5 protein-coding genes are annotated in these 13,148 nt (G+C 59.9%); 2 read left to right on the top strand and 3 right to left on the bottom strand.

Annotated features, from left to right (window positions below; all coding sequences use genetic code 11):
* Positions 1-244 precede the first annotated feature (244 nt).
* The gene (locus E3O11_RS12865) at positions 245-4,171 is read right to left on the bottom strand and encodes a hypothetical protein (RefSeq protein WP_092449048.1); all 3,927 of its coding nucleotides are present in this window, start codon (positions 4,169-4,171) and stop codon (positions 245-247) included.
* A gap of 203 nt (positions 4,172-4,374) precedes the next feature.
* Between E3O11_RS12865 and E3O11_RS12870 the strand changes: the two genes are divergently transcribed.
* Both E3O11_RS12870 and E3O11_RS12875 read left to right on the top strand, forming a co-directional pair.
* Positions 4,375-4,611: a hypothetical protein gene (locus tag E3O11_RS12870; protein ID WP_092449047.1), complete on the top strand. Its 237-nt coding sequence runs from the start codon at positions 4,375-4,377 to the stop codon at positions 4,609-4,611.
* 234 nt (positions 4,612-4,845) lie between these two features.
* Complete coding sequence (locus E3O11_RS12875; RefSeq protein WP_134495568.1) at positions 4,846-8,100, top strand: hypothetical protein; 3,255 nt, start codon at positions 4,846-4,848, stop codon at positions 8,098-8,100.
* 415 nt (positions 8,101-8,515) lie between these two features.
* On the opposite strand, the gene E3O11_RS12880 is transcribed toward E3O11_RS12875, so the two are convergent.
* A complete protein-coding gene (locus tag E3O11_RS12880) occupies positions 8,516-10,258 on the bottom strand; it encodes a UvrD-helicase domain-containing protein (RefSeq protein WP_092449044.1) in 1,743 nt (580 codons plus the stop codon).
* Positions 10,255-11,958 carry an ATP-dependent nuclease gene (locus E3O11_RS12885; RefSeq protein ID WP_166787582.1) on the bottom strand — a complete coding sequence of 568 codons (1,704 nt, stop codon included), beginning with the start codon at positions 11,956-11,958 and terminating at the stop codon, positions 10,255-10,257. Before E3O11_RS12885 ends, E3O11_RS12880 begins: the two co-directional genes overlap by 4 nt.
* Between the last annotated feature and the right edge of the window lie 1,190 nt (positions 11,959-13,148).

Consider the following 13,148-nt stretch of genomic DNA (forward strand, 5'->3'; position numbering starts at 1 on the left):
GACGTGCTGGGCACTCCACTGGCGGCCGACCTTACTTGTCGGATAAGCGGGTCAAAGAATCGAGCGTTATGGATGCGCCAAGAGCCGTCGTGAACCGATTTCGAGGTACCGTACTGCCGCATCAAACAGACGGTATGGACGGGTCGCCAGTTGGACTTGTCCTCAGGACGGCCAATCCAACTGCATGATGGGCTCTGCGTCGCTGTTTCGATGTAGTCCATCGATCGTCGGGCGTTCGTGTGGCCTAGTTGAATTTCGCTAGTGCCGCGGCTCGATTCAGGTCCCATTCCAACGCCAACAAGCCGGCGGCCGTGATCTCAGCGATTCCGTTAGCGGAATCGGTCAGGACACCGGCGACAAGCGCCGATGCAAGGTTCTGCGACTTGGCGTCATCAACTGCAAGCGTGAGCTGGTCAATCAGGTTGAAAATCGCCTGAATGACAGAATCGTTCGCTATCGCCTTGATGGCATCAGTTGCTCCCGCCAGCGCGTCGTTTGCTTCAGTTTTCTTGTCCGCGATCAAGGGAATCTGAAACTGAGCTTGGGGAAGGTCCCTCATCGAGTACAACTGAGAAAGCGCATCTACTGCTAGTCGAAATTGAGTTGAGAGCGGAGTCTCCGCGAGAGGTAGCAAAATATCCGCGAGCTCCGCACCTGGCCAAGCCTTTCCGCGGTACACGCGGACTTGCATGCCCCCAAGAACTTCTCCTTTGTACGTCGGCACGACGATACAGTCGACGCCAATCGATTCAGCATGGTCTGTTAACAGCGAGACGACTTGTTCGAGGTGAAGTGGCCATTCCGAGATACTCGGTGTCTCGTAGAGAACGGTCCGTGATCGAGGACTCCAAGGCTCTCGATCGACGAAAAGTGCGCTGGCGGCGGGTAGCGCCGAAAGCACGCTCTCGAATTGGCTGTTATCTCGTTCAACGGCAAGCCTGGAAAGGCGACGCGCTTCCTCGGCCCCACGGCCGAGGGCCCACTCGCGGCGTGCGGAGCGGGCGCGATTAAGGATGCTAGCGGCACTCGTTGGCTCGCGACCGCACTCATACAAGACGGCATGAAGTTGACGAAGGATCTCCTCTAGCTCGTCAAGCTCGGGTGGGTACGACGAGAGGCCTACAAGCGACCAACGTTGAGACTTCATCCCCGATATTGATTTACTAAGGATGGCGTCTTGAAGGTGCGCCGCAAGCGAGACAAATCCGTCCGGGCTCTCGGCCAGCCGGCGAAATAGGTTTTCGGTCAAGTCTGTGATGAAACCCGACACATGGTCGACTATTTCCAGATTTCCGGCCGCATCCAGGCGAGAGCTGTATTCGGGCCCGATGTTACTGGCCTCAGAGCCAATGCCGTTGATCGCGGCAGCGAGGTCGTGGGGGTCTGTGCTCCCGAGGCCACCTGCCACCGTTGACTGCGAAATCGCCCGGGTCGGTTCAACGAGTCGACGTATCAGGCCAAGTGCCGTTTGCAGGCGCGATGTGTCGCTCTGAGCGACGAGGATCTTGGATCGAAGAATTCGCTCTCGGTTCCACAAAACTTCCCTCTCTGTGACATCATTTCGACGAGTCAGACCAGTCGAAGCGAAGTTGTGATCGTCGATTAGAAGCTCGTGACCGCCCGGCAGTAGGACCTTGACGTCGACCGCGTCGATCTCCGGGAAGAGTCGGAGCATTCGTCGACCTGTCGCTACGGTTTGGGAATGATCGTCCTGGTCTGGGTCGGAGTGCTGCAATATGCGCGCGAATCCCACCTCGGCACCGGAGACTCGATCGATCCGGGACTCCAGAATCCATGGTGTCTCTTCCCCGAACCGTTTGAGCAGGGTAGCCCGCCCGCCCGCAGCATCGCCCAAAGCGATGGCAAGCTCTGTATCTACAGTCATTGCTGCGGCAATGATCTCGCTGACGTGCTCGAGAGTTGCCCCGCGAATCCTCGTGGAGAACTGTGGTGATTTTGTGGCGGCGATCAGTCCCGCCACATGTGCTCCATCGGCCTCACGCAACTCGGAAAGTAGTTGTGCAATCTCGGAAAGGCCTGCGTTAGTTAAGAGGGTCCCCAGCGCATCCGGTTCGAGCCTGCTCAACAGGACCTCGGCAAATCCATCGGCCGAAATACTCACCATCTCTTCAATGGCCACTCGCAACCGCTCTGGAAAGATGCCCACATCGATTCTCGAGATGGCTAGTTGGAAGAGGAGGGCCTGCTTCGATCGTTCGATTTTGTGCGCATTTGCAATTTCAACCCATCGGATAGCGAGGCGCGAAAAGGACGCGAGGCGAAGGCCGTGAAGGTATTCCATGAACCGGGTTGGATTGGCGGCATCCTGTACTGCCATGCCGACCACGACCTGGGCGAGGTCGGGCAAGTCCGTGATCATGTCGGCGGTGAATCGGGCTATTTCGGTCGTGGCCATTGCGGTTAGTGCCCGCCGTACCGAGTCGCTTATCGTTGGGGGCGGGTTGCGGTGGACCGCGGAGGTTATCGCAACTGAGCGGAGTCGGTGTAGGGCAGTTAGGTGACCGGCATCTTCGATGAGCATGTGTTCTGTGGCGAGACGCTCGATGGCACGACGAATATCAAAAGTTGATGCCTGGAGTTGTTCGCGCAGTTGATCTACGGGCATAGAGGCACCCCATCTCCCAGCGACACCGCAGACGGCAAGAATATCCAGCTCGATGTCCCGGCCAGCCTCGAGACGGTCGCGGATCTGGTCGTCGATTACTTGTTGGAGCCGAGCGCCTCGAGTGAGGATATGAGTGAACTCCATGGTGAGACCGCGACTTGCTTCGAATGCCTCCGCCCAGTGGGCGACGTCAGTCGCGCCAGAGTTTACCAAGCCCTCGAATATCTGCGCGGCCATCTGCTCGCTCAGAACTACCTCTACAGCAACACAGCCTCTCAAATCGCCTAAGATGCGGAGGTCTTCGTTCCGGGCAGTCGCCACCAGATATAGGCCGGGCATGGCGCTGGCTTCCCTGAGGAGGTCGCGCCACCCGCCGAACTGGCCGATGCCCGCGGTATCAATCAGGAAGCCGACTGGGCTCGCAGCATCGGCTCCCCATGCTCGGGCCAATCTGACGATGTCGTCAACATCGGTTTGGAGGAGCCGACGAATTCGGAACCAGAGAATACCCGGTGCCGCGCTTGCAACCGACCAGAGTGCTGCACTCTTCCCGACGCCTGAGGGACCGTGCAGTATGACAGCTCCGGCCTCCGAGCACCCGGTCAATACGGCCTGATTCGTTTCATCAGATGGCACCACCAGTCCGGAGGCGACGTGGGAGGGCTGCGTTCCGATTCCTTCGTAGTACCTGAGCCCGTCCATGCTTTGGGCCGCCGCATCCACGGGTTCGCAGATGCCGTCCCGGATCGCGGACTCGAGGCTCGTGAGATCGACAAGTTCGATGGTCTTTGAGATCAAGGAGGCAATTGTTGTCCGCGACAGGGCCGCGCGATCGTATAGCGATCGGCTGGCATTTTCAGCGGCTGCCTCCTGCACGGCGGCAGTGAGTTCTCGTTCAACCAGCCTCAACACGCCGGTCGGTGTTGTGGTATGCCGTTGCTGAAGACGAACCGTGATCTCTGACGCGGCTTCGGACCACGGTAATGCCATGATCCATACCTTCGTGGAGACGAGTTCCACTTCCGACGCCGCCAAACCCTGCTTGTCCGCTAAAGCGGCAAGGGCCGACAGAAAAACGGCCGAACCGTCAATGGAAGCGATCGACGTCCCAAATCGTCGCGGGAGCACACAGCCATCGATGTCACGTTCCAATACGACCACGAGCTGGTCGTCCGGTCGGTTGCGTGAACGGTGAGCGTTCCAAGTGGCTAGGACTGCTGCGGCAGCCTCGCGGGGAGAAAATGGACCCCGCCGGTCGATTCGCGACTTGACCTGTATCTGGAATGATACCGAGCCATCGATTGACAGGTCCTCGAGGCCCTCCGGCACCAACTGGGCCCCTTCGACATCGCCCGAATGGATTCCCGCAGCGAGCCAGGCGCCGATAAGATGCTGAAACGTGAACCCACGCCCGGCCCGAGCTCCGTGGCGTGTCTCGTCCCACTCGGCTTCGTCCTCTCGGTGCAGGAGAATCTTGTCAGGCTGAGATTTCTTGGTCGAACGCTTTTGTGATCGTCGTTTATCTTTTCCGCCCCTGTGCGCCATGAGTCAAGTCTGGCAGTGCTCGAAGCCGTCTTGAACGACCCCAGAGGAAGCGATGATGGCCGGACGACCAGGACTGCCGATCAGCTCGTTCGGTTCGATCAATGCAACCGCACTCGGCATCGGGCGGTACCGGGGCGCAGGCGCGCGTCCGCGACTGGGACGGCTGAGCACGGCAAGTCACTGGGGTCGGTTCGAGATACGGCATGGACGCTGAAATTGAGAACCGGGCACGAGCCGGTCACGGAAAAACACGTGAGCCAGTCGAGGCGCTGGTCATGCGGCTGGCGATGCAAGAGGTAATTGAGCACGTGCCCACGACGCGTCTCACGATCGAGGATGCAAGAAGCGCTGTTCGCGTCGCGATGCTGCGCATACGGATGCCCTTTCAGGTTCGCTCGGACGCGGTCGACGACCGGGTTCATCGAGGGCCGGTCAGGTAGCCCACTCGGCATATCCGGCTCCTTCCACCAGAAAGGAGGCCGCAGGAATTCAGGGACGGTCCAGCGCTCGTTGCGATGGGTTCACCGCATTAGAGCAAGCCCGCCCACGCCTTCGATTTCGAGTTCGGAGCGGTAGCGTTGGCACATGTTTGTATCGACGACGACCCTGGGCCTCCACCGATTGGGGCGTGGGCGGGGCATTCCCGAGCGGCCGCTGGTCTCGCGGTACGACTCGTGAGCCTCACAGAGCACCTGGCGGATTCCGGCTCACCGGTACGCGCGTACATCGACGGAATCTCGCCGATTCTTTTGGCCTTACAGGGCGGAACTGGCGGGTCGCGTGCAGCGGCCGACACGCTGGGCCTTATCGAACTTGCGGCGAGCAGCGCGATCATCCCGCCCCTCCCCGGAGTGGATGTCGCACGAGCGGGAACGGCAGTCGACTTCCGTGTACGCATCGCGCTCGGTGGATTCGATGCTCATGACTCGGTCGCAGCCCTTGGCATCGATGAGCTGTCGCTGCGCCAGGGTGAATTCGAAAACGGCGCCCACCGGGCGAAGGTCCTCTCTGAGGCGTTCGACGTGGCCGTGCAGATTCTCGAGAATCCCTCCAGCGAAGCCGACCTCGACCGTGCGGCGCTCTTGCTCGCCCACTGCGAACAGATCCATCGCGACATGATCGAAGTGCTGAAAGGGTCTGTCGGGAAGGCCAGCGATCTTGCGACCGACGGACAGGACTTCGCGGTCGGCCTCGACACGCCCTCTCTGGCAGACCTTCGCTCGATGATGGAGTCCAACAGCGCTCAGATCGACTTATGGCGGGAGCAGATAGCCAACGGTGACCGCTTCGAGCCGAACCCTGTATTCGCGGGCTCGAGGCTCGTTGGTGGCGCGGATGCCGACTGGCTCGTCGGGGGCGTACTCATTGACAGCAAGGCCTACGCGGAGCTCACCGTTCCGAAGCTGCGAGCCTTCCTAAGGCAGCTTCTCGGCTACGTCATGCTCGACCTCGATGACTCCCTACACATCCGGACCGTAGGCGTCTGGCTCCCCAGGCAAGGCCTGACGAGGACGTGGGAGCTCGAGATGCTGCTCGGTGGAGACCCTGAGGAGCTATTGCTAGCGCTTCGGCAGAGGTTTGCGAAGGCTGCAGGCGGTCAGCAGATCGGGATCCGCGTCCCGGTCACCCAGCACCGCAAGGACCAGATCCTCGCCGACAACAAGAACACACCACGCCACATGCTCATCGACTTGGCTCGGAGCATCGACGCGGGCATCCGCTTCCGCATCGGGCGGAACGCGATGGTCCCCGAGGAGACGATGCGAGAACTCGCTCGGGACAGGTACGCCTCAGTCCGCGAAGGCGTGGCGGGGAATGAAAGCGCACCGACGGATGTGCTCGCAGCGCTCTCCCAAGACAACAGCGTCGTCGTCCGACGGACGGTCGCCGCCAACCCCCGCACGCCAAAACCTCAACTAAAGGCGTTGGGGCAGGCTCCCGTCGACGGAAGTTCTTCCGAGACGCAGCTTGCCATCGAGTCGGTGACCGGCGATGAGGTCGCTCAGCCCCGCTCGTCGGGGCGCGCCGTCGTGCGCGTCGCGCAGGACCGCGATGACCTGGCGCTCGAAACGCGATGGTTTATGGAGTTCCTAGCTCTATCGAGGGGCGGCTTCCCGAGAGGCCTCGGCGTCCGCATCCCTCTCCCGATGGCCAGTCAGTACTGGGCATCGGTACTGGGACGATCGACCTACGCCCCCGATTGGCTGACGGCGGGCTTCCCCGACATAGTGAAGAACGACCTCATGCGTACGGACCGCCCGGCGTGGGTGCGGCAGATATTCGCCCTGGAGTTGCCCGTCTCGGACTCCTCAGTTCGGGACAGGCTCCTCGCGGACGCCGATCCCTTGATCCGCTGGTCGGCGCTTCAGCGCACGGTCGACGTCCCGGACGATGTCCTCGGCGCTCTGCTCGGTGAGCTCGCCGCTTCTCGGAAGGAGCGCATCCGGTTCCGGACGGAGGGAGACCGGCCGATGTGGGCGCGCACCCGCACCCCGGCCGAGTACGACAAGGAGACCCTGCGACTCGTCGCAACCCACCCCTCGACGCCTCTCGCGGAGCTCCGAGAGCTCTTGGGAACGAAATCGGTTGACGTCCTCGTGGGACTGATCGAGAACCCGTCTCTTCCTACCGACGACCTCGCCCTTATCTTGCCACGACTGCGCTCAACAAAGTCCTTTGAGCCCCGCGAACGACTCGCTGCCTCGAGCAGGATCCCCTCCGCAGCCGCGAGACTGCTCGTCGACGACCGAGATGCCCGAGTACGCATAGCGCTCTCGCGGAACGAAGCAGCGCCCTCCGAGGCACTGGTTAGCCTGGCAGAGGACCAGGAACCGTCCGTCCGCTTGGCTGTTATATCAAACCCGAGTGCGCCCGTCGCCCTCGCGGCCTCCATTGCTGGGCCCCTCCTCGAGACAAGCACGGACGAGGAGTTGTTCGACGTGCTAAACGCGGTCGCGACACGCACCGACATTGAGCTGACCGACGAACTGTTTGAGGACGCGCTCGGAAGACTGTCCAAAAGCCGCGTTCGCGACCCGGACATGCGCCGGATCGCAGCCGACGACGAACGCACAGGAGCTCGGACCCTGGCGCGGCTCGCCAAGAGTACCGACGAGTCCGTGCGCAGCGCCGTCGCGGGTAATTCTCGCACGCCGTCTGAGACTCTTTCAGTGCTGGCTGCCGATCCGGTTCATAATGTGCGAGCGGCCGCAGCGGGCAACGAGGGACTGGACACCGCCCTGCTTGTTACGCTCGCGTACGATGACGATCCTTTGGTGCGGGCACGAGCCGCGGGATGCCCGCGGCTCGGTACTGCTGTGCTGGGCGCATTGCTCTTAGACGACGACAGATCCGTGCGGTCAGCCGCGTTCAAGAACCCCGCGACGAGCACCGAGGACCGCGATCACGCCGGGGCCGCTTGGGAGCAGGCGTATCTGGCCTCGGGCCCGAGCAGAGCCGACCTCGAGGAGACGGTCGCCAGCAAGCGCGCGGAAGTGCGGATACAGGTCGCATTTGACCGACGCACGCCCTCAGATTTTCTCGTTCTCCTCGGCGGGGAGCGGCGTAGCGCCCAAGTGCGGCGCGCAGTCGCGGCGAACCCGAACACGCCTGCGACCTTCCTGGCGTCGCTCGCCGACGACGCGGACACAGAGGTGCGCCAGGCGGTTGCATTCAACAGCGCGACGCCGCGCGAAGTCCTCGCCAAGCTCGCCGGCACCAGCATCGACCTTGCGCTCTTGGTCGCGATGAATCCGGACGCGCCGCTTGGACTCATCGACGCCCTCGTCGAGGATGGCGATCCGCTTGTAGGCTACGTCGCCGCAGGAGTTCGGGCTACTCGTGCAGCTTTGACCGAAGGCGGGGTACCGGGCACGTCGAGAGCCGACGCACACAAGCATGAAACAGGCCACCCAATGATCCTGCCTTGAGGCGCTCACCCTACTCATCGTCCAAGATACGCGCAGAGATCGACCCTACCTATCCAATTTTCGACGGCGGAGCCGCTCATGAAACATGGCTCTTTGAGCGTCCTGGTGTCCAACTGGCCGTGGCCGGTGACAGGACCAGCGAATCTCGTCGGTCGCGGTTGCAGATGGCCGCCGGTGACTTCGCAAGGATGGCCGTTGACATTCTTAGCTCACCGTCCGAGAAATCTGAGCTCCGATAGCTCAGTCGTAATAGTGTCAGCGGTGTGCTTGGCGGGCATCGACGAGAAGTCTGCGCAGGGTTGGGGTACCACGTTTCCCGATACCGCTGGAGTGTTGTGTCGCTCACTTGACCCGTAGGTGTCAAGGCCGCTCTACTCCTGACGACCTAGCGAAAAGGACATCGGGTGTGAAACAGTTACAGGGAGAGCTCGGTGACGAAGCGACTGACTGGATTCAGGTGCTTCCTGCCATAGCGATCCTGGGTGTACCCGCTCCAGAGCAGGTATACATGATCGCGTGCGCGTGTAACTGAAACGTAGAACTTACTCCGTTCCTCCGCAAGTTCCGCGTTGTTCTTGGTCGCGTAGTAGTGAGGTATTCGACCGTCCTCAAGGCCGAGTACGAATGTTCTGTCAAACTCCAGTCCCTTACTAGAAGTCAGAGTTGTGACATAGCACTTGCCTAAACTGACTCGCTTCTCTCCGAGCTCGGCAATTGTCTGGCCGACAAGTGAGCCGTCGCGTAACTCAGAAATAATCCCGAGCGATTCCTCTTCGATTTGTCTTCTTGCCTCCACCGCCGCCTCAAGCATTATTGAATCAAGAACCGTCTCGAGGAATTCAAGCGCGCCACTACCCGGAGCGGCGGCAAAGCCCACGGGCCAAATACCTCCAACACCGACCTCGCTTAGGCCCGGTATTGTTCTTTGGATGTCAGCGATGACTTCCGAGAGCGCGTGGCCCGACGAGTCCTGGCCATGAGCTACCCATGCGCATATTCGCTCCAAATCGATCGAGAGGGGCGTCTCCCAGCTGTCTTGTGCACGAAACCAGGCGGGCACACCCTGACGGTTCAGCGCAGAAGTAGTCTCTGCGGCGATGTCGTTGGTCGCACAGAAGATTCCGATCTCATGCAGAGACATCCCTTGCGCGGCAAGCGGCGCGATCTGAGCCGCTGCGAAGTTTGCTTGACCTAGTATTCCTCCAGCCACCTTATGCACAGTAATACTGCCACCGTCTCGCGGAGTGACGGGCATTTCACGCTCACCGAGGAGGCGACGGGTGGCCTTAACTAGTTGTTCGCCCGACCGGTAATTAGTGTTCAGTTTCCTTTTTGTGATTCCGGAGAGTTCCGCGAGCTCAAGCAGAAGTTTTGGGTTAGTCCCAGTCCAGCGGTAAATTGCTTGATCAGCGTCTCCGACCGCGAATAAAATCGAGCTTTCAGTATCGCTTGCGAACGAGAGGCTCCGCACTATCCGGTCAAGTCCTGGGGCGAGGTCCTGATACTCGTCTACATAGATGCGCGGGAACATTGAGCGAAGTCCTGTGGCTATCGAAGGCTCGCCCTCGACAAACTTGACAGCAGCCTCGACCATGCCGTGGAAATCAATCACTCCCGCATGATTCATTTGACGGAAGAATGCATCGCGAGCCAATATTGGATATTTTCCCAAGCGCGACCACTCCGCGTCGTCAACGAGCAGACTTCGGAATTTGTTCACAGTCGACCGAAGGTTGGAGCGTTCGTCTGATGGCACCTTCGCCGAATCCAGGGCGTCGACCCAGAGGGCATCCAACTCCGCGCTCCGACAGATACGAACAGTGGCAAGACCGGGCTCACCAGCAGCGTGCGCAAATGGTCTGACGATGCGATTGAGCGCAAAGGAGTGGACGGTGCCCACAAAGAGGTTGGTACGCCTGTCGGAACTGATCGCCCCGAATCTTTGGCGCATCTCTAACGCGGCACCATTGGTCAGGGTGATACATGCCGCGCCCTGAGGCGCCGCGACCTCAGCTACGAGTGATTGCGCAAGCCGCGTGACAAGGAGCTTAGTCTTGCCACTTCCAGGCGGGGCCAGAACTACGCAATGGGACTTCACATCGAAAGCATCTCGCTGCCAGCTATCCAGCTCTGATATTGCTGTCTCCAGCGGGTTCATTTTGACGCCAATAGGTAGTCCAGCGACGCTTTGACGTAACCCGGCACTTCGACCAGCTCTGATGCCAGGCGCTGCGCGAACCTCCCCTTGCCGCCAGCAACCACCACTTCACTTATGAGGCTGGACTTGGACGGCTTGCCATTCCATGCGCCGACCCGCGACCCGGTATTGCTACTACCCAATTCGACGAGGACTGAATCGACGATGGAGCCGTTTGCGCCCGTCGCGTATAGATCAAGCTCGAGCGTATCGTCGCCGACGAACATCCCCAGGCTGGCGGGCGATGCGCCGCCGTAGTTATTCGCGCTGAAACGTGTGACTCGTGCCTGCCCTGCCGACACTGACTGCGCGTCGAGATCGCCGTCTGTCAAAAGGGCCCACGGAATTCCGAGTGCATCACAGAATTTAAGGTACGACTCGAAATGGGTTCCGTGGATTGCGCAGACCGATATTCCTTCCTTATCAAGATCGATATTCAGAATCGCGGCGAAGGCCGGTAGCAGTACCTCCTCCGCATAGCCCTCCACGAGCAGAACTTTGTCCGCAAACACCATCTCTGCCTGGGTCGCATTTAGATAACGGTTCATGTCATCCCACTCTCGGCTTGAGAGCGCAGCACTTCGCGCCGAGAAACCTGTCGATCCCGTCAACCCAGATTTGAGTCGAATCAGGTGTCGAGCATCAACTGCCGAAGCCACATGGGGAGAATGAGTGGTGACCACCATCGACGTCTGCCCGTCACGCGGAGTCAGATTTTCGAGAACCGCACGCTGCATATGTGGATGAAGGTGCGCCTCCGGCTCTTCCACCAGCAAAAGCGTGTGGCTCACAACCTTCTGAAGAATCTGTGCACGAAAGCCCATCTGCAAGAGCGCAAAGTAGAGGATGTTTTGCCCACCTAGACTCGCTGCAGATAAGCGTCGAGCGCGATCACCGTCAATGTAAAGCTGCATCGCTCGCACAAGCCCTAAAGGTTCCGGCGGCGTGGATCGTAGCGTTGCGCCAAGTGACTGCCGGCGACCGACCGACCCTAACAGCTCGGATTCCAAATCGGTAGATATCTGTTGGATCGGGCTCATGGATTGCAAAGTTGAATTTGCACTCTCGAGGTTCGCTCTGATCTGCTCCAACTGCTGCGGATCAAGCGCTTCGCTGGCTCCCTCAAGCAAAGACTTCAAAGGCGACTTTCTCCAAGAGCGAATGTCCCCCTCGACATCGCGTAACGCATGAAGAAACGCGACGAAGATTTCTTCTCGTAAATCCGGGCCTACCCTTTTACCGGACCCGTTGCTTCCGAAATATACACCGTCGCGATACTTGTTTCCCTTGGTCGGATCCGGAGCCCAGACGTAGGTCATTTCGGCACGAACGGGGGTCGTGGTTACTAACCCCTGAAACAGCACTGCTGCAATGCGTCCGTCATTTTGGAAGTCTGCGAACTGCAGTGTGATCGAAATTGTTTCGAGCGCCTTCATCGGCTCGTACGTAGGATCCCCTTTACGTAATCCATCCCAAAAATCGTCCGATGTCAACTTGCGTTCGGCATACGGCATAGCTGGATCAAGAACCAAGCGAATGGCATTTATGAGGTTGGTCTTCCCTGTGCGATTCTCGCCTACGACCACACTCACCTGCCCGAGCTCCAGATCGAGCCCATGAATGTTTCGGTAGTTGTGGACACGCACTCTTGAAAGTCGCATGAATCTCAACATAGTGGGCGGATTGCTCCGATGTAGTACCCGGGGTATCGGCGCTAAGGATCCCCCACAAGTCTTTGGACCCGTGCAACGCTGACCCCAGCATGGCAACGTCACTTCAAAGCGCCAACCTGCCCTGGGCTCTGATTCAGCATTCGACGCGGCTGTGCCGATCAGTACGAGCCGACTATCGACGATTCCAAATCGTGATCGTCCGACGATTCCGATGGGAAGTCGATCAATTGCGGCCGAGATGTCAAGCGGCGGGCCGGTCCCTGCCCCGGCGTGGCATTGAACTCAAAGCCGTGATCGCGGCTGGACTGCTGTGGCTTTCGGCAAGCGCTCTCATTCTGTTTGCAGAGGAGCTAGCCTTCCGCATCGTTGGAGTGGTCTCTTTCGCCGCAGCGATTCCATCGGCAATCGCTGCGGCCGCGGCTTTCGCGACCGTCGCTGATGGCTCCGCTTGCGGGCACTTCGTCCGCGTCCGTAGCTTGTTGCAGTTGGCCCTTCGGGTGCCCATTGAGCTCCCGGATTGCGGAAATTGCGGGCACGTTCAACGGGTTGACGCCAGCAGTCTGTTCAATTGCGGACATCGCACCGTAAATCTGAAAACAGGGGTGCTTTTTCCGAAGCTCAACCCCCACGCCGAATTCTTCGGTTGGCCTCACATCTCCCGACGGCGTCCTCGCGACTACTGCCGCCGCGCACCGAAGCGTGCGAAGGTAGGACTATGTCTCGTCGGCGCCGGCTTTCGCCCTGGTATTGGGTGATGCTGGGAGCGCTAGTTGTGGTGGGTGTGTTGTGGGTGTCGGACCTTGTAGTCGGCTGGGCACCCAGGTCGCTGCTACCAGTGGTCATGGTCATCGTGCTTGCGTCAAACGTCTTCACCTTCCGCCTGTTGTGGAAGCAATCGGATCACCCTGCTTTTCACAAAGATCCGCGAGGCTCGGATTCGAAGCCGCACGCGCCGGGTGATAGCGAATCCGGTCGTTAGCCGCCGCCGATGTCTCCGGCTCGGCTTTCTATTGGTGGTCGTCGCCACCGACTTAACCTAGATCCAGCGCCTGAAGCGGCCGACAGGATAGCCCGCGATTCCTCCCTCTTCCTGGACGATGGGATTCCGGGATGAGTGCTTTCAGGGTCCCCCTATCGGGCGGCGCCTTTCCTCGTTTGGTGATGAGCGCGAACCGGCT

Origin of the sequence: Cryobacterium levicorallinum, assembly GCF_004402405.1 — a bacterium.
GTDB lineage: Bacteria > Actinomycetota > Actinomycetes > Actinomycetales > Microbacteriaceae > Cryobacterium > Cryobacterium levicorallinum.